The sequence below is a fragment of the Roseburia hominis A2-183 genome (genome assembly GCF_000225345.1).
Taxonomy (GTDB): Bacteria; Bacillota; Clostridia; order Lachnospirales; family Lachnospiraceae; genus Roseburia; species Roseburia hominis.
Genome location: NC_015977.1, coordinates 934,834 through 953,163, shown reverse-complemented (window position 1 = coordinate 953,163; position 18,330 = coordinate 934,834). Strand labels below are relative to the sequence as shown.

The following is an 18,330-nucleotide window of genomic DNA, read 5'->3' as shown; positions in this document are numbered from 1 at the left end:
TTGCTTATTTCTTGCATGATTGGTAACAGTAAAATTATATATAATTTTATCATAGAACGGAAAAAGAATTGCCGCATATTTGCGTCAATTCTTTTTAGAATATATTTCCATATTTTGTTTTATCAAATCAGTCATAGCATTCCTAACACTCTGTGGTTCTAATACCTCTACATATTGTAATCCTAATAACCATCCAAGCAAGATAACAGACGCAACTGCATTAAAAGTAACTAACAACATACCCTCTGTGTATTCCGAAATTGTAATCCTCTTACCAAATTGATCTATAAAAGGACCAACTAACGTATCCGGAATTCTCACAGTTATTACCTGTTCTTTTCCTGAAAACATACCCATCCGTCTTGAAACATATGTATTAGCATTAAAAATACGGAACTGGCTTTTACCAGCTCTTGGTATATCGGACAACTTGATATTATCAAGTTTATCCACTCTATAATTTCTTTCACTTAATACACCATCTTTTTCTTTTACATCATATCCATACAAATAATACCTATCATTTGCCCATATTAAAGCCCAGGGGTTCATGTTATATCGTCTATCCGACTTTTTTACCAACTTCTTATTTCTATCCCACACCATATAATCAAAACTTATCTGAACCCCCTTAGATAGAGCTTCCTGAATCAAATTTACATTATAGAGAATTTTCTTATTCTCTGCTTTTGCAATATTAATCCCTAACACGCTTCTATCCAGTTCTTCCGCATCATACAGACTCATAGTAGATTTCAATTTATCAATCATTTTGGTGGCAATACTTTTCTCAATGAAATTAGACGCATTAACGGAATCAATAATAAGTTTCATCTCTTCCTTTTCCAAAAGTCTGTTTCCAATGAAATAACGAGCATTCCTTCCACGACCGGAAATTACATCTACCCCTAATTCATTTCTTAATTGTTTTATATATCGCAGAATACTGTCTTCACTACAGTAATAACCTTCTGCATCCATGTGAACCAGAATATCTTGCATAGAAATCTGATGTTGTTCGTCTGTATATGCTGTCAGAATCTTATATAATGCCAATACTCTGTTTTTTTCGAAATCACTCACAATTTACCTCTTTCTTTTATTCAACAAGATCAATCTTATGTCTTTCACACCATTGCCTTGCTATTTTTTCATAAGCTTCATCACGATATTGGTACCACTGTTTCTCCAGATTCAAGTCATACAATTTATCCTTAAATCTTCTAAAAGCGCCTCTTCCTTGGATTGCCCCTGCCAATACATTCTGATTCTTTCCCTCCGGAAGCTCGTATATAAACTCTTCCATTATTCGATACTCGTTGATATCGTATTGTCCCGGTAACGGTATATAATCCTCAACAAATCCCTCTTTGATATCTTCAAAAAGTTCCGGATTGTCCTCACCATCCACCATTCCATCAAACAACATCAGAACTTTTTCGTTTTGGGTATCATAATAATATTCTGTTTCCATACCGGCAAATTCCATTGCCTCGATTATGTCTTCTAATTTTACTTTCATCTTTTATCCTTATTTCATGTTCTTTTTTAATTTGTTCCCTAGCCCGAGGAACATTTTTAGCATCCATTTGCATTATTCTCTAAAATATACTTTATTCTTTGTTTTTCCGTAACTTTTAAGAATATCCAATTTTGCTGCCTTCGATAACAGTCGACTTGCCGTCTTTATTTCCGCTTTCAATAATTTTGCTGCAATAGAGCTATTTATTTCTTTATTTGTATCGAGATAGTGCAAAATTATCTGCATTCTTGTCCTTTCCAATTCGGACATTGATTCGGACATTGATTCAGACATTGTCTCATTTCCTTCAAAATTTTGAGGGACATCATAGTTCAGATTCGGCATCACTACAGTAAACTCATATCTGTCTGAGCGGAATGATGGTCTTTTACTCTCATTATAATTAATTTGAAATTCATATCCACTGATAATCTTTCCAAATCCACTACCTTTACGCTCCATATATCCAAGCCGGTTGAATACATCGGCAAGAACCGGATTTCTTCTGGTAGAAGCTACTGTAAATGGATCTCTGTCTTGAATCATGGAACCATCCGGCATTCCTCCCGGGGAATAAATTTCCATTCTGTCATCATATATGTCAATATGCACTTCACTTCCATTCACCAGATAGTCACGGTGAGCCAAAGCATTAACAAGTGCTTCGTGATAACTTCGCTCTACATACTCCGGCATTTCTTCTCTTGAATTTGCAATCTTACGCCACTTCATTTTACAATTACGCTTGATGAATGCCTCTCCATTTTCAATCAGTGAAATAACACTACCTGAATACTCCACATCATCTAACGCATCAACTGCGCCACCACTTTTATTTAATCCATTCCACCTTGTACAAAATAATCTTGAACAACGAATCGGACTTTCATCCGCAAGTAATGCCCCTGCATTTGTTAATTCGCACCGCTCATTTACCAATCCAAATGAAATCTTTACCATCAAAGCTATTCCCTATCCACCTAAATTACTTATAATACCTTCTCTCCTTCACATTCAAAGGTATCCTTCAAAAAAATCCTGTATTCTCTTCTTTGTGTATTTATTCTCAACTTCTTTTAATATGTACATCGACAATTCATTTAGCGAACGAGTAAGTGCTACATAAAGCTTATTCTTGGTCTTATTCATCTCGGTATTATCGTCAAATAAATATGCCGCCAAATCGTTAGTAAGAATAAACAAACACTTCTCACCCTCCATTCCCTTTATGTAGTCTATTGATTTTACAAAAATCTTATCTTCCTGTTTTATTGGGCTTTCGTCTTCAAAAATATTTATGATAATGCCATATCTTCTTGAATCTATTTTTTCACACTTGCTCAGTAATGCCATTGCATCTTTTTTCTTTCCCGTATTCCTGTACTTTTCAATCATCTTCCCAGCATAATAATACGCTACTTTTTTTACTGTCAGAGTATCTTTGGTTGGATGATTCTCAGACAACAATGGTTCAAGCTCTTCCGCTAAATTCTCTCTCATATTATTTTTCTTGTAGTCATGCGTTTCATATACCCCTTGCTTCTGGGATATATACATCAAATCATATTTTTGACTTTCAATTAACGTGCGACAATCAATTTCACTTTCATAATATATTGACAATTGTCCGGAATCTTTTTCAGATTTCTGTTTTTCATTTTCATCTACTAAACGATTTGACAGTTCTAAATGTAATTGCGGACATCTATGGCATTCCGATATATATCTAACATTTTGCTTGTATATAGACATAAGATTCCTTAAGCATTTAAAACCTTTTAAATCCTGTTTTGGATCTCCCATCAGCAACATGGGGATTCCCATTCTACTTAATTCTTCTATAATTTCTTGCATATGCTTATCTATATCCTGTACTTCATCTATACAGATTGCGCCGCAATATTTTGCAATTGCATTTTTAATGATTACTCTGCCATTCTTTATACTTTTTGTGTCCTTTGATTTTTTACATAACACCCATTTAGCATGTTCAGGAATTACTGTTTGGTGAAGTACATTCAACTCATCAAGTCTTTTAATCTTTGCATTTTTATACTTTGCATCTTGGGGTAAATCCGAAATAGAAATTTTTTCATATTTCTTTCCATAAAGTAAATGATAATACGGTTTTATTATTTCTCTATACAGAAATGAATGAATCGTACTCACTATTATATTTTCCGGGATTTGTACATAATGTTCACATAATTTTCTACGAATGCAATCTACGGCACTATTAGTAAACGCAACGCAAAATATTTTCTTATTCTCATCTATTTGATTACGAAGAAGTATTATTTTATCTGACATCTTTGTAGTCTTTCCTGCTCCGGCCCCCGCTATATTTATTTCCACTTTATAACACCTCTTCCTGCTCTTGAGAAAGAAAATCTAATACATCTTGAATATGTTTGGGCATTTGAAATCCTTCTAATCCACCACTAGCTAAATCCTTACAAATAGTAAACATATCTGATGCTTTTGCATTTTTCCATGCTTCTGTAAGCTGCTCAGCTGTCATATTACTCCAACCGAAAACTTCTCCATATTTTTCCTTCAAAATATTAAAGTTGTCACCAGTATTTACAATTTCCGGTTCTAAGGTATAATACTCTGTTGTCCTAACACATATTTCTTTATCATCATTATACTTATCATGTCGTTTCTTTGCATCAAGTTGGTCATCATAATCTCGTATAATGCCCAATTTGTTACCTGAACCTTCATTGATTTTTTTCCAAATATTCATTATTTTCTCAAATCCCTTATGGAATGATAGCAATTCAATCTCACTCAAAGATACTTGCGAGTCAATATAAGAGCGAATTAGTAATTCTTCTGATATTCCCTCAAACAAAACACATTTCTTAGAGAAAAAAAGCTTAAAAAGATCCAAATTAGGATTCTTTGCTAAATATGCTATATCTTCATCTTCTAATTCGTCAACAAACGAAAATGCTTTTCCCTTATGTAAAACCACCACATTTTTCAAATTCATTTTATTAATAAATTCAGTACTATGCGTGGAGTAGAATAACTGAACAGTTTTATTCTTATCTGTAAATGCTTTTAGAAAACTGACCATCAATCTAGTATTGTTAATGCATAAATGAGCTTCTGGTTCTTCAATCGTCAAAACATTCAGAGCAGTATCCGAATTTTTACCAATCAACGAATTAATCAGAACAAACAACAATACTAAGTTACGATGTCCCAACCCTTGCATTGACAGTTCTTCTTCTGAATACCCTAATCTTACACTGTTTAAAATAGATTGCATTGGTGGCATATTAGGAAGAATATTAATATGTGAAAAAAACTTCTTTGCCTCTTTTAGCTCCGATGTATCTTGCCAGTTTATTATGTCATTGATATCACTAATTTTTTTTAAAGACTCAAAGAAATGGCTATATTCTTTTTCTATTTTTAATTTATCCTGATCTGAAAGTCCATCTTTCAATAAATCAACCAAAAATTTTGAACCTAATTGATTTTTAGTTCTTGAAAAATCGTCTCTTTCTGCCTCAAGAGCCTCATATTTGAACTGCTTTAATGTGTCATATGATATATTACTGCCATCAGAAACCTTTACTGAGTAATTATAATATTCTACTGGTAAGAGATTCATTTTAACCTCATTCAAATTCGCATCATTGATTTCATTCTCAGATACAATTTCCTTTACCATTCTGAATATATCTTCACAACTCTTAGGTGCAAACTCATATTTTATACCATATTGAATTTTCCCATCTCTAATTTCATATGACAAATCCTTGACATAATACTCCTCCGCACCACTTGCCTGAATATTAACTTCAACACTTACTATTGGCAATAATTCTACAAATTGCTCAATAGTAATCTCGTCATTCTTAATTTTATTCTGGTTTTCAATAATTTTATTGTAATAACACTTTTTAGTTTCATTATTTATATCAGACCATGATAATTTCTTACTGATATGTATATTATCATCGGTTAAAAAAGGAAGCGTAATTGCTTTTAAGAAATTACTCTTACCACTATTGTTTTCTCCTATAATTGCAACTGTTTCTGCTAAGCCTATGTCTATATTCCTTAAATTCCTATAATTGCATACTTTTACATGCGTAATCTTCAAATCTTCACTTCCTTTTCACAATACAGCTATCAATTGTTAAGTAGATATATTTTTAAATAATGCCTTCTCCAATCACTCTTTGTACTTCCTCCGACTTTATCAACATCCTCATCTTCTCACTACCATCATCAATCTCAGGCTTTCCACACCTAAGACTATCCGTATGTTCAGATACACAACAATCCTTATACCAGCATTCACCCATAAGCTGCCCCTTAACAGACCACTTCTCGTTTTGTGTAAATTCACCCACCAATGATTTCATCACACGCTCTGTAGAGTATCTCTTAAAACCTGCCAAGTACTGTAATGTCTTCTCATCATCAATCTTTGACAAGTTGATTCTATGATTCTCAATTGCTGATAAAACCTCTTCACGAATTTTGATTTTATCTGTCTTTCCGGTACCTGTCCATGCCACCAGCTTATCAAAAGCAAGAATCAGGTATTCAAAACAAATCATATCCAGAATGATAATCTTCCCTTCTGCCTTATCTTCTATTGATTTCAACATACGATACTTATTACGAATATCCTGATTATCAACCACACAATCAAACGCAATATAATACTTATCGTCCTCTTTAATGTCTATCTCTGCCAATGCATCCAATAAGCCCTGATTGCTTTCTTTACTTTCGACCACAAGTGCATCATCAAAGAAAAGCTGATTGACTAACTTCCAGAAGTGGAGTCCAGCACCAGTGTCTTCTGTCCATAAATATTTCATATCACAACTCCTCTTCCAGTGTTATCCTATTATTGCCAAACTTCAGCACCTTAAAACTCTTATCTGAAACATTGAGGCCATCACAATTTCGTAGGAAAAGCATATATTGATTCGACGGCTCAAAATTAATAAAACGTCTGATCTCATCATTAATCAAATTATCTGCATTATCGACTACAATAAAACTATCTCTGCACTGTTCAATCGATTCTGAGAAATTATCTGATTTGTAGTTAAACAACTTTATAGCTTTGTATTCATTAGTTAATCGTAGATCTTCTAACATTTCATAAAGCACTGTTTTTCCAGTACCACTATCTCCACCAACAAGAGTAATCCTGTCATCAAATTCTAAATCGTATGAAAATGGATCTGCTTTAAATGTAATATTCTTATAAATCATCTGCTTCTCTCCTTTCATACTCCTTACTCCACCAGGCATTATAACCTCTCCCTCCGGTCACTATATCAGAATCATTGAATCTGATTTGCACATCATCCGGGATATCAAAAAGCGTTGGTCTGGACATGTAAATTTTTATATTATCCATAGAAAAAATGATTCTAAGTACATTCGGACCACATTCTTCTACATTTACTACCTTATCAGGATGCTTTACGATATTAAGTAATGTCTTGCAGCCAGATGACAAATTACGGATTGTACCTAAACCATATTTTGTTTCAATGTGCTTGTCTGGTGTCAGCTTTGCCTCATCTACTTTCTGAATGAGATTTATTTCATATTGGGACATTTCTTCATTACTTGTATTCAAATTGAAATACAAATCGTTTTGAAGTATCCAGTCGTTGGAATCTTTTTTTTCTGTATATATATATATCATTCGGTGTCACTCCTTCTCTCTATCATAATCAGGAACAAATGTTGCCATTTCTTCATAATATCCAGCAATACAATTTAAGTTATCACCTATCTTTTTGAATATCTCCACAAACATCTCTAAATCAACAACTTCATTTCCATAATTTTCGATATAAAAATGATATTCGTCATCGGCATTAAACGGATACCGTGAAAAATCCATATTTTTCATCTTTGCATTAGCATTATGATCTTTATCTATTTTGTCATATAATTCTAAAATATAGTCGTTCAGTTCTTTTGTCATTTCCTTAAATTGTTTTCGTTGTTCTTTATCGGTTTCAAAACCTATCATACGTTTCTTTACTGTGTTCCATATTTGCCTGATATCGTGACCTCCACAAAATGACTCTTTCATGTTCAGCAACATATCCAAAGACCAGTTTATAGATTTTAGATACAACTCTATTGCATGGTTTGCCGAAAACAGCATTGGGAAAACTACAATATCCGCCTTTTTATCTCCATTATCCTGCAAACAATCTTGTGCAAGCATTATCGCTGCCTTCATGTATCCATCAGCAATAATCATCATATCATGAATGGGTTGATGCTGTCTGGTTCTCCAATTCATATATGCTGTTTTGTCTATATCTACATTATACGAAAAAATCTTTTCCATTCATTCACCTACTTTTCAAAACTATATATTTAAATTTCTAAAATGCCTAAAATCTATAAAATATCAACCAAATACCTTCCACCAATTAATGAAAATAACACTTTTGATGAAAATAATCTTTCACCCATACTGGAAAACCCAGCAACAGTCATAGTCCAATCACTGTACTCATTCGGCAATCTATAACATATCGGCTTATCATTTTCAGAGATTGTTACTAATGGGGTCCTATTCTGTGAAAATCCAACTGAAAGAACATAAAACTCATTCTGTCCACTATGTAATGGCAACATAGGTTGCTTGTTAATATCCTTATAAACCTTTGCGCCTCTTTGATTATAAAAATAATCTTTTCCATTTTCTACTATAGGATCAATCGGTAATTTGTTCCTCATTATTTTATAACGTTCGTTCAAGCTCTCGCAGACAAAAGCATTATAATATTCTGGTTGCATTTCTATCTTACTATTACGAATCTCATCTGCATCTGAAAAATGATTCATAAATTGAAGAAGTGCTACAAAAGCCACCAAATCATCCGAATAAATTCCAGAAAAAGATTTGTACCAATAGTCATTATTCTCACAAATTACCCTATATAATTTTTTATACAAATCAAGCTGTCTTTGATTCAATGCAAACCAGCCCGAATCTAAAAGTGTCTTCTTCATTTTCCCATCTTTATAATCTCCAGTTAACGATATCTTCAATGATTGCATCAATCGAGATATCAATCCAGCAAGAATATCAGCCATTCTGATTCCAACATAATCCTTAGAATCTTCTTCGATGACATTTTTAAGTCCTACATTCTTTGCAGAATTCAATGTATGCGATTCTTTTCCTTCTCGGTCAATCATCAACTGATATTCATTAACATTCATCTCTGTCAACAATTTCTTAAATCCATCAAAAGGTGCAAAATAGGACCAATCTAATGTTTCGGGTACCTCTGTGTCCTCAAGCAGTAAAAGTATTTCCTGAAATGCTTGATTCTCATGCTCTTTCAAAGCAGTATTCGCTTGATTTTTAATAATCCTATCTTCTAAAAAAGACCGTAGTTCTTTAACAAATATTTGTGGCTCTTTATAAATTGCTTCTATCACATTTTGTGGTCGATATACATTGATAGCCTTAATTATTGAGTATTTCATGTAATCAACATCAACAAACATAGAATTATGATAATTTACAAACAGCTGGCTAATAACATACTCTATTTTGCTAAACACAGAGAAATAAATAATTATTTTCTCGTCAAATAGTGATACAAGGTCTTCATATAACTCAATCGTACGATTATTAAGAGAAGCAAACCCAAGCCTAAAATCTTTTGCTTTCATAGTCTGACTCTTTAATTCTCCGTCTTTTTTTCTATAATCATACTTCGATTCAAAAGCAAGGTATCTGTCAGAAATACATTTATCATCTTCTGCTTTCCACCCTACAATTCCTGTTATGAAATTATCATAGTAATTATTCGCGGTAACAGTTTCATAATTAATCTTTCTACTATGTTCTGTTTCATCATAGAAAAAAATGTACTTCATCTTCAGCACCTCCCTACTGATTATTTTTTGAATCACCATAATGTATCGAATCTTCTGCCACCTTCATCACCTTATACTCTGGCTCATATTGATAAATCTTTACAGAATTATCTACTTCATTTTCTTCATCTTCTGTTACGGAATACTCCTCAAAATTCTCCACCTGTTCCATAACTTTGTTGAATACTTCCGGACTATACTGTGGTGGATAACCATTCTTCACCAAGCAGATTTTTATATCAAGTTTTAATTGGTTACGAACATTCTGATTATTGAGCCAATCTGCAAATGAGGATTTTGTATCGGCAAATCCAAAGATGGATTCAAACATATTTGTTTCGTTTTTTCTGCCATTCTGTTACATATATTATTTTGGCCCGCTGATTTTCTGTTGCCAATTTGTTGCCACTTCAAAGCAAGCATAGCATAAGTGTTTCACAATCGTTATTTTGAAAAGACTGCATCATTTCTGGAAAGAAGATATACACAATACTGGTTCATGCTAATTCCTTCTCTTTGCGAATGTTCTGCCAGTGATCTGTGCAGGCTCCGAGGAATTCTCAGCTTAAACTGACCGGAATAATCTTCCAGACTGTCTGGTTCATGAATCTCCACGCCATCTTCCAATGCAGCTTCAAGCCACGCCTTTTTCGCATCCAGTGCATTCGCCACCGCACTTTCTACAGTTTCACCACAGGTAATGCAGCCAGGCAAATCCGGATAAGAAACCACAAATCCACCTTCATCTTTATCTTCTACAATTTCCATACGATAAGACATTGCCATGTAATCATTCAGCGTCTTCATCATTCTTCGCCTCGCTTTCTACAATCTGCCGCACCATTTCCACATAAACTTTCTTGATTGGTTCATGCTTCGGTATTGTAACTGGCATACAGCCCTGTTTTCTGAACGTATAATGACTGCTTCCGCTTCTCGGTGCATTCATCTCATATCCGTAGCTTTCCAATATTCCGCAACTCTTCAAACCGGAGGTCTTTCGATAAATTGCATATATGTGTTATCAGTTTATCCCACTTTGACATTCTTTATATCTCTTGATTTTATTTTATGTGGTATCGCATTTGGTGTCAACTTTTTTATTGTATGTCGCCTAAAAATCTGCATAAATATTTCAAATTTAGTGTTGACAAATTGTAACTCATGTTGTATGATATCAAATGTGTCTGGCAGACATAACCGACACAACAACCTATGCGCGAGTGGCTCAGTTGGTGGAGCACGACCTTGCCAAGGTCGGGGCCGCGGGTTCGAGTCCCGTCTCGCGCTCTCTTTTAATAAAAAGGGCATCCGATGGATGTCCTTTTTTGTTAAATCGAGTCCTGCCGGACTCGAACATTCGAGTTTCTTCGCTCCGGTCCGGTCGTTGCCTAACAGCGTCCACCGGACGCTGACTTCTTCGCTCCGCTCCGGTCCGCGCAGAACAGACGTCCACTGGACGTCTTGCTTCTCCGTTCTACTCCGGTCGTTGCCTAACAGCGTCCACCGGACGCTGACTTCTTCGCTCCGCTCCGGTCCGCGCAGAACAGATAAATCTATTTGCCCTTGTCTAATGGCATAATGATATTTCGTTAAAAGTTAAATCAAAAAAGACATCAAATTCTACCTGTCAAAGTAGATTGATGTCTATTTTTACCTATAAAAAATGGGCACTGCCATATCAGCGGCTGCCACACAGGCAGCTTATGTTACATATATTCACACACTAATATGGGCTTACATACCCCTCAAATTTCTATTGGTGTCCTAACATATAGTATGTGAAAATACAAGCGTTTATTCCCATTCTGCTCCGTATTTTATACCAATATTTTCAACACTATATGTCTTATTTTCCGAACTTTCTTGAATGACATTCGGCTTCCGATGGATGTCATTTTTCCATACCGAGTCCTTCTCCTTTACTTGCAGGACTTACAATACAGTTCCGCCCACATCGGCACAAATCCCGCCCCAAGTGCTACTCTCTGCGATGCTATATGTGACATTGAGGTGCCATAAAACGGAAGTTTCCCGCGCTTTAAGATCTCGTTTTTCAGGACCGCAACAAGCATGGAACCTATTCCAAGTCCTTCTGCCTCCGGCATCACATTAATTCCAATCTGCCACATGCTGTCGCTGTCGCTTGTAGCGCCCGCCATGCCAAGAAGGACGCCATCTCTGTAAGCTCCTACCCCAATTTCATCCTTGGGCAGCTCATGAAAGAGAAATGCTTCTCCAAAGCGTTCATCTCCTCTGAATGGCTCCAGTTCTTCTCCCTCAAAGATTCGGATCTCATAATCTTTCGTGTCTACCTCGGACATTTCGGTCGCAATATAAAATGGATGAGCCTGTGCAATCTGGCAGTGGAACATTTTTAAACCTGCTTCCAGCTCATGTAAAGCTTCCACGTCCATGAACCAGGCGCCGCTTCTGTCTTTAAATGTTTCCCTCACCCATGCAATAATATCCTTCTTACCGGATGCAAGAATCTTGCCATTGATGCAGGCAATCTTCAGAAAACATTCCCCTTCTTCAAAAATCCTGCGTCCCTGCAGCGGGGTATACACCGTGAAGATATTTTCCCTGCTGGTAACTGCTCCTTCCTCTGTACAGAAATCAATCGCCAGCTGCTTTACCAATATCTCGTTCATACTTTTCCACAATTCTTTTCTCTCTCCGCCATCCAGCGCTCTTTCGTCATTATATTTCGATGTTCGGTACGCGCTTCCTTCATTAACGGCACGGATACCTTTTCCCGTGTGTGATGATATACAAAGCCAATCTTCTCCTGCACTCTTTTTGACTTCTGATTGCCCTCAAAATATCCGCACCATATGGTATTCATGCCGAGATCTTCAAATCCATGACGGATCATTTCTCTTGCTGCCTCCGGCATATAGCCTCTTCCCCAGAAAGGTTTTCCAAGCCAGTACCCCAGCTCACATTCCTCGTCATGATTTTCCGTATCGTTATGTCTGTTTAATATCAGTTCAATCGCACCGATTGCTTTTGGATTTCCCTTTTCGCAGATCGCATAGCACTCTCTGCCGTTTAGTACATTCCGGATCACATCCAGGCTTTCCTCTCTTGACCGGTGCGGCGGCCATCCTGCAATCGGACCAACCTCCGGGTCTTTTGCATATTCAAATAAACTGTCCGCGTCTTCCTCTGTCCACTTTCTCAATAGCAGCCGTTCCGTTTCTAACATATCGTATTCCTTTCCATTCCCTGCCGCGTAAACCTGCCCGCTTTCCAAACAGAAACGGTTCTACTCCGCACACTGTTCTTTTGCTTCGGCATCGGGTCCTAACATTCCCAGCTTAAAATGTCTTCTGCAGAGCGCCACATAGCTGTCGTTTGCTCCTAACATGACCTGCGGGCCAGAGCGCACAATACCATGCTCGTTGTATCTCGTATTACAGGTAGCTTTTCTGCCGCACCAGCACACCGTCTTTAACTCCTGGATCACATCCGCAATCGCAATCAGACGCTCACTCCCAGGGAACAGCAGGTTACGGAAATCTGCGCGCAGTCCATAACAGACCACCGGCACATCCATAAAATCCACAATATCAGACAGAAAATCCACCTGCTGCGGCGTGGCAAACTGCACCTCGTCTACAATGATGCAGTCATATCCGCGAATCTCCTCCTCCTTCATCTGCTGCAGTTCTTCTAACAGAATGCAGTCATGTTGAAGCCCGATCCTTGAATATACCGTCCGCTCGCCATCTCTGGCATCGATCGCCGGTTTACATAACAGCGCTTTCTGTCCCACTTCCTCATAGTTAAAATGCGTCATCAGCGCATTTGCCGTCTTAGAACTTCCCATTGCACCATAGTAATAATATAATTTTGCCATCAATCCACCCTCTGTCGCTGCCTGCCGCCCACTTCCTGCATACAGTCATTTTCTTATTAAAAAGCGCTGTGCGCCACTTCTATCCATTATACCTGTACTTTTCTGCACCGGCAAGTACCTTTCCATTCTCCCGTGTCCACATTCCATTTCTCCCGTGTCCACATTCCATTCTTCTTGCACACCACCCATTTTTTCGCTATAATATCTTGTGCACGATTTACGAAAGGCATAGGATGATGATATATGAATAAAAAAGATATCTTGGAGTTAAAAAGACGTTTTAAAAAAGATGCCTGCACCTTCACCAGACTCTGCGGCTGCTACGTCGACGCAGACCGCAACAAGGTCACAACCTTCGGGGAGACCTTCTTAAATCTGGAGGATGAGGAATTCTATAAATACCTGGAAATTGCCAAAAAGGTTATGTCCGGCACGATCGACAACAACATTCTGGAACTGGAATTTCCGACTGCCGAGGAAGCACCGGGCGGAAGACAGCAGTTTTTGATGGGTCTGCGCGAGAGCGCATTAAAAAACGATGACCTCATGGACACCTTCTATGATCTTGTCATTGAGAATTACAGTTATGTCGGGAATTATCTGATTCTGGTGTTCCATGATGCCTATGATGTGATGACGAAGACCTCCGACAACAATAAGCTGGACGAGTCCGAGGAAGTCTACGAGTATCTGCTGTGCGCCATCTGTCCGGTTACCCTGACCAAGCCGGGACTTGGCTACCGCGAGGACGAGAACCGCATCGGGCCGCGCATCCGCGACTGGGTGGTCGGCGTTCCGGACACCGGTTTCGTTTTTCCGGCATTTACCGACCGCAGCAGCGATATTCACTCCGTGATGTTCTACACCAGGGATACCAAGACACCGCACGCGGAATTCATGGAATCCGGTCTCGGCTGTGGCACCAAGCTGACCGCCACCGAGAAAAAGCTGACATTCCAGAGCATCGTCAAAGAAGTCATCGGTGAGGATGAGGAAGAGAGCGACGCTGTCTTCGGGGATATCCAGGAAAATCTGAACAATATGATTCCGGTCACGGAGGACGAGACGGTGGAACCGGAACCGGTCATCGTCACCAGATCCGCCATTGCAGATGTCCTTGCAGAAAGCGGTGTCACCGAGGAACAGGCAGCCGTCATTGAGAACACCTATGAAAATGTATTTGGCGAGGAACTTCCGGAAGCCGGACAGTTAGTTGATCCGAAGCTTGTGGAAGCCAACGGAAAGCGCAAAGAAAAGCTGGAGCTGGTAAAGCAGGTGGAAAACTTAAAGCAACAGCTCGAGGAGACGCGCTCCGTTCCGGTCTCGGAGGGAGATGCCGATGGCGAAGATGTCCCTGCCGTCAAGACCTACGATGTCATCCTGCGCGTCAAGCCGGAAAAAGTCGGACAGATTCACTCCCAGGTCATCGACGGGCAGAAATGTCTGGTCATTCCGATGGACGAAGATGAGCACGCCGCTGTCAACGGTGTCAATACCACCGTATAATACGGATCGATGCAATCGATGACGCATGGAATATGTTCCATACCGGCAGAAGCCAGCAGTGACGGCATTCATGCCACCGTATCCTATTTTGCATAAAACCCGTCATGAAATGATTTCCTTTCTCATTTCATGACGGGTTTTTCATAACAATCCTGTTTCAGACGCAGGCACAGCGTTTATTGCGTCAGCCGCTCTCTGATATACTGCTCCATCTCATCCTTCGGTATGCCGAGTGTGAGCGAGAGTTCACTGTACAGTTCATTCTCCGCTGTCCGCATGTAGCGCTCGTCCAGCGCCGTGATCTTCTTTCCCTGTGCCGTGCGCTCCTGTTTTCTGATGTATAGTGTCTTTACAATGCTGACCCACGCACGGTAATCGCAGGTGTTCATTGCCTCCTTGTATCTCGCCTCTCTCTGCCTGTCATCCGGCACCCAGAGCTGCTCGATCTTAGGCATATCCTCAATCAGCTGATCCGCTTCCTCCCTGGAAATCACTTTGCGCATCGTAATCTTCTGATTGTCCGTCGGTGCATAGATCCTTCCACTGCCATCGCCAACCGGGGCAAGAACATAATACAAACGGTCTTTATCCGCCCCGGAAATGTCAATGTGGGTAATATCCTCAATCCGGCATACACCCTTCACTCCATACACAATATACTCACCGATCTCAAACATCTTCCCCGATTCTCCTTTCATCACAGTTTTAAAGCATCCATTTCTATTTTAACACGAAAAATCCCGATTTAATCAATATTTTCCGCTTTTTTCCAATTTTCGTAACTATTGCCAGAAAACAGGCGGCGTATGATTGTACATATTTGCCAAAATAGGAAGTAAAAAAGACTCCTGTCACAGAATTTTTGCGCCGGGCGCGGTCATGCGGCATGCTTCCAATTTGCGCGGTCACGCATCTTCACAACGTATTTTTGTGTGACAGGGATGAATTCTCCCAATCGAGTAGGAGGCGGTGTGTTGTTCACGTCTGTCCAAAATCTCTGCATCCGCTTTTTCAAATTGTTCGAACAGAGCCTTTTGTTGTTCTGTTTCGAGATGCACAACAGTTTCAAGCAATTTGTCTTTGTCTGTGCCGTTTAATATACGTTGCACTATTTTTTTAGCATGAGCATCTTTATACGATCTTAATACAGCAAACCAGATCATTACACCTTTTTTTTGTATTTCACGTTATACTCTTTGTAAACAAGCAGAAAAAGGAGAAGTATATATGCTTGAAATTATACATAGAAAAAAACGGCTGTCATCCTTTAAGCTGATCGCTCTGGGTTTTGCCGGAGTCATTGTACTTGGAGCACTTATCTTGATGCTACCATTTTCATCAAACACCGGATCTGTTACACCATTTCATGAGGCACTGTTCACTTCAACCTCCGCTGTTTGCGTTACGGGGCTTGTTGTGCAGGATACAGGCAGCTATTGGTCCGCTTTCGGGCAGGCGGTGATTTTGCTGCTTATTCAGATAGGCGGACTTGGCGTTGTGACGGTTGCTGCAACATTTGCCATGCTTTCCGGCAGAAAAATATCGCTGATGCAACGCAGCACCATGCAGGATGCCATTTCAGCCCCAAAAGTCGGCGGCATCGTTCGCCTGACTCGCTTTATTGTACGTGGGACTTTTCTGATCGAACTTATCGGAATGGTTGCCATGCTACCGGTATTTTGCAGAGATCACGGTTTCAAAGGAATTTGGATGGCGGCGTTTCATTCGGTCTCCGCTTTTTGCAATGCAGGATTCGACATACTCGGCACCACCGAAAACAAATATCCATCTCTTACGGGATACGTCGGAGAGCCGACAATAAACATTGTAATTATGATTTTAATCATCGTGGGCGGCATTGGCTTTTTGACTTGGGATGATATCTGTACAAACAGGTGGCATTTCAAAAAATACCGTATGCAAAGCAAGGTAATATTAGTAACATCGGTGATTCTTATTATCGTCCCCGCAATATTTTTTTTCCTCTTCGATTTCACAGGACTGCCGCCCGGTGAGAAGATCCTTGCCTCGCTTTTTCAGTCTGTCACACCGAGAACCGCCGGATTCAACACCGCCGACCTTACCGCCATGACTGAATCTTCCAAAGCAATTATGATCCTGCTGATGCTTGTCGGCGGCTCACCCGGTTCCACCGCCGGCGGTATAAAAACGACTACGCTTGCCGTTCTGATCTTGAACGCATTTTCCGTCTGCCGTAAAAAAAACGATACTGAAGTCTATGGCAGACGGCTTGAATGCTCGGCGGTAAAAAGCGCCTCAACCATCGCCGTAATATATTTCCTGTTATTTTTTATCGGCGGCATTATTATCAGCACGGCAGAAGGCATGCCGCTTAGCGCCTGCCTTTACGAAACGGCATCCGCCGTCGGAACGGTCGGCCTTACGCTCGGCGTAACGCCGCAGCTCAGTGTTTTTTCTCAGTTTATTTTGATCGTCTTAATGTATCTGGGAAGAGTCGGTGGACTTACCCTGATCTATGCGGCGATCTCTAATAAAAATCAGAGCGGTGCAAAACTGCCGCTCGAAAAGATCACAGTCGGATAAAGGAGTTACTGTTATGAAAAACATATTGTTGATAGGTCTCGGCAGATTCGGTAAGCATATTGCTTTACAACTGAACAAACTCGGGCATGAGGTGATGGCAGTAGACAGCAACGAAGAAAGAATAAATGAAATCCTGCCGATCGTCACCAATGCACAGATCGGCGACAGCACAAATACGGAGTTTTTAAAGTCGCTCGGTATCGGCAACTTTGATGTATGTATCGTCACCATCGGAGGTAATTTTCAAAACTCACTTGAAACTACTTCTTTGCTGAAAGAACTCGGTGCAAAATTAGTTGTGTCCCGCGCCGAGCGTGATGTACAGGCAAAATTCCTTCTGCGCAACGGAGCGGACGAGGTCGTTTACCCGGAAAAACAGGTGGCAAAATGGGCTTCTATTCGGTATACCGCCGACCACATTCGGGATTACATCGAGGTTGATGATTCTCATGCCATTTTTGAAGTAGAGGTACCAGAGGAATGGATCGGCAAAACCGTCGGAGAGCTCGACATCCGCAGGAAATACAGCATCAATATTATGGCGACTAAGGAGAACAGAAAAATCAATATGGCAGTCTCGCCGGAAACTGTTCTTACAGACAAGATCACACTTTTGGTTCTCGGTGCTTATAAAGAGCTGCAAAAGTGTTTTCGCATTTAATAGAGGTGAACGGCATTGGCTGAACTATTGCTGATTATCAGCTTGCTTGGCGTATTTGCTTTCGGCTTTTATCTTATGAGCAGGCTGGACCAATTTCTTGAGAAAAACAGGAAGGCGCTGTTAAAAGAGAACAAATTCCGTGAGTTTTCCGAAATTTTGCTGCCGCAAGGACTGTCCGACAGTGAGATATTAAGCGAGATCCGCCATTTTCGGGAAACACACGGAAAAGTCGATATTATCCTTTCTGACGGAAAAGAGGATGCGTTTTAGTTTACGGTAGAAGATTTCACGATTTTGTTGTAT

21 protein-coding genes, 1 tRNA gene and 1 pseudogene are annotated in these 18,330 nt (G+C 39.4%); 5 read left to right on the top strand and 18 right to left on the bottom strand.

Annotation, left to right across the window (positions count from 1 at the left end; translation table 11 throughout):
* Positions 1–84 precede the first annotated feature (84 nt).
* From RHOM_RS04335 to RHOM_RS04280, 13 genes and pseudogenes are all read right to left on the bottom strand, one after another.
* A complete protein-coding gene (locus tag RHOM_RS04335; protein ID WP_014079051.1) occupies positions 85–1,083 on the bottom strand; it encodes a helix-turn-helix transcriptional regulator in 999 nt (332 codons plus the stop codon).
* Between the two features lie 16 nt (positions 1,084–1,099).
* Positions 1,100–1,522 carry a UPF0158 family protein gene (locus RHOM_RS04330; RefSeq protein WP_014079050.1) on the bottom strand — a complete coding sequence of 141 codons (423 nt, stop codon included), beginning with the start codon at positions 1,520–1,522 and terminating at the stop codon, positions 1,100–1,102.
* A gap of 72 nt (positions 1,523–1,594) precedes the next feature.
* Positions 1,595–2,482, bottom strand: coding sequence for an ATP-binding protein (locus RHOM_RS04325; RefSeq protein ID WP_014079049.1), 888 nt, complete (start codon positions 2,480–2,482; stop codon positions 1,595–1,597).
* Between the two features lie 54 nt (positions 2,483–2,536).
* Positions 2,537–3,877 carry a UvrD-helicase domain-containing protein gene (locus tag RHOM_RS16470; RefSeq protein WP_014079048.1) on the bottom strand — a complete coding sequence of 447 codons (1,341 nt, stop codon included), beginning with the start codon at positions 3,875–3,877 and terminating at the stop codon, positions 2,537–2,539.
* 1 nt (position 3,878) lies between these two features.
* Complete coding sequence (locus RHOM_RS04320; RefSeq protein WP_014079047.1) at positions 3,879–5,645, bottom strand: ATP-dependent nuclease; 1,767 nt, start codon at positions 5,643–5,645, stop codon at positions 3,879–3,881.
* A gap of 52 nt (positions 5,646–5,697) precedes the next feature.
* The gene (locus RHOM_RS04315; RefSeq protein ID WP_014079046.1) at positions 5,698–6,375 is read right to left on the bottom strand and encodes a hypothetical protein; all 678 of its coding nucleotides are present in this window, start codon (positions 6,373–6,375) and stop codon (positions 5,698–5,700) included.
* Between the two features lies 1 nt (position 6,376).
* Positions 6,377–6,778 carry an ATPase gene (locus tag RHOM_RS04310; RefSeq protein WP_014079045.1) on the bottom strand — a complete coding sequence of 134 codons (402 nt, stop codon included), beginning with the start codon at positions 6,776–6,778 and terminating at the stop codon, positions 6,377–6,379.
* Positions 6,768–7,220 carry a DUF4869 domain-containing protein gene (locus tag RHOM_RS04305; RefSeq protein WP_014079044.1) on the bottom strand — a complete coding sequence of 151 codons (453 nt, stop codon included), beginning with the start codon at positions 7,218–7,220 and terminating at the stop codon, positions 6,768–6,770. Before RHOM_RS04305 ends, RHOM_RS04310 begins: the two co-directional genes overlap by 11 nt.
* A gap of 6 nt (positions 7,221–7,226) precedes the next feature.
* Complete coding sequence (locus tag RHOM_RS04300; protein WP_014079043.1) at positions 7,227–7,880, bottom strand: hypothetical protein; 654 nt, start codon at positions 7,878–7,880, stop codon at positions 7,227–7,229.
* Between the two features lie 53 nt (positions 7,881–7,933).
* Positions 7,934–9,430 (bottom strand): DUF3800 domain-containing protein, encoded by a 1,497-nt coding sequence (locus RHOM_RS04295; protein WP_014079042.1) that lies wholly within the window; start codon positions 9,428–9,430, stop codon positions 7,934–7,936.
* A 13-nt stretch (positions 9,431–9,443) separates the two neighbouring features.
* Complete coding sequence (locus RHOM_RS04290; protein WP_014079041.1) at positions 9,444–9,761, bottom strand: type I restriction enzyme endonuclease domain-containing protein; 318 nt, start codon at positions 9,759–9,761, stop codon at positions 9,444–9,446.
* Positions 9,762–9,874: 113 nt separating this feature from the next.
* Positions 9,875–10,237: a type II toxin-antitoxin system HicB family antitoxin gene (locus RHOM_RS04285; protein WP_014079040.1), complete on the bottom strand. Its 363-nt coding sequence runs from the start codon at positions 10,235–10,237 to the stop codon at positions 9,875–9,877.
* Positions 10,221–10,476: pseudogene (locus RHOM_RS04280) on the bottom strand (type II toxin-antitoxin system HicA family toxin). The gene RHOM_RS04285 and the pseudogene RHOM_RS04280 overlap by 17 nt, the downstream one beginning before the upstream one ends.
* A gap of 171 nt (positions 10,477–10,647) precedes the next feature.
* Here RHOM_RS04280 and RHOM_RS04275 point away from each other — a divergent pair.
* A tRNA-Gly gene (locus RHOM_RS04275) sits at positions 10,648–10,720 on the top strand.
* 632 nt (positions 10,721–11,352) lie between these two features.
* Here the strand turns inward: RHOM_RS04275 and RHOM_RS04270 are convergent.
* From RHOM_RS04270 to RHOM_RS04260, 3 genes are read right to left on the bottom strand one after another with little or no spacing between them, the layout of a single operon-like run.
* A complete protein-coding gene (locus RHOM_RS04270; protein ID WP_014079038.1) occupies positions 11,353–12,084 on the bottom strand; it encodes a GNAT family N-acetyltransferase in 732 nt (243 codons plus the stop codon).
* Entirely contained in the window at positions 12,081–12,641 is a 561-nt protein-coding gene (locus RHOM_RS04265; protein WP_044024839.1) for a GNAT family N-acetyltransferase, read from the bottom strand. Before RHOM_RS04265 ends, RHOM_RS04270 begins: the two co-directional genes overlap by 4 nt.
* Before the next feature lie 60 nt (positions 12,642–12,701).
* Positions 12,702–13,295, bottom strand: a complete 594-nt coding sequence (locus RHOM_RS04260; protein ID WP_014079036.1) for a thymidine kinase — start codon at positions 13,293–13,295, stop codon at positions 12,702–12,704.
* A gap of 243 nt (positions 13,296–13,538) precedes the next feature.
* Here RHOM_RS04260 and RHOM_RS04255 point away from each other — a divergent pair, with 243 nt between their 5' ends.
* A complete protein-coding gene (locus RHOM_RS04255) occupies positions 13,539–14,801 on the top strand; it encodes a DUF4317 domain-containing protein (protein WP_014079035.1) in 1,263 nt (420 codons plus the stop codon).
* Between the two features lie 176 nt (positions 14,802–14,977).
* Here the strand turns inward: RHOM_RS04255 and RHOM_RS04250 are convergent, their stop codons facing one another.
* Together RHOM_RS04250 and RHOM_RS04245 are read right to left on the bottom strand one after the other, a co-directional pair.
* Positions 14,978–15,478 (bottom strand): CarD family transcriptional regulator, encoded by a 501-nt coding sequence (locus tag RHOM_RS04250; protein ID WP_014079034.1) that lies wholly within the window; start codon positions 15,476–15,478, stop codon positions 14,978–14,980.
* 228 nt (positions 15,479–15,706) lie between these two features.
* Positions 15,707–15,964, bottom strand: coding sequence for a hypothetical protein (locus RHOM_RS04245; RefSeq protein ID WP_014079033.1), 258 nt, complete (start codon positions 15,962–15,964; stop codon positions 15,707–15,709).
* A 64-nt stretch (positions 15,965–16,028) separates the two neighbouring features.
* Here RHOM_RS04245 and RHOM_RS04240 point away from each other — a divergent pair, with 64 nt between their 5' ends.
* The 3 genes from RHOM_RS04240 to RHOM_RS04230 are packed head-to-tail and all read left to right on the top strand — an operon-like array spanning position 16,029 to position 18,297.
* The gene (locus RHOM_RS04240; RefSeq protein ID WP_014079032.1) at positions 16,029–17,366 is read left to right on the top strand and encodes a TrkH family potassium uptake protein; all 1,338 of its coding nucleotides are present in this window, start codon (positions 16,029–16,031) and stop codon (positions 17,364–17,366) included.
* A gap of 13 nt (positions 17,367–17,379) precedes the next feature.
* Positions 17,380–18,027 carry a potassium channel family protein gene (locus tag RHOM_RS04235; protein WP_014079031.1) on the top strand — a complete coding sequence of 216 codons (648 nt, stop codon included), beginning with the start codon at positions 17,380–17,382 and terminating at the stop codon, positions 18,025–18,027.
* Between the two features lie 15 nt (positions 18,028–18,042).
* The gene (locus RHOM_RS04230) at positions 18,043–18,297 is read left to right on the top strand and encodes a hypothetical protein (protein ID WP_044024610.1); all 255 of its coding nucleotides are present in this window, start codon (positions 18,043–18,045) and stop codon (positions 18,295–18,297) included.
* Positions 18,298–18,330 lie beyond the last annotated feature (33 nt).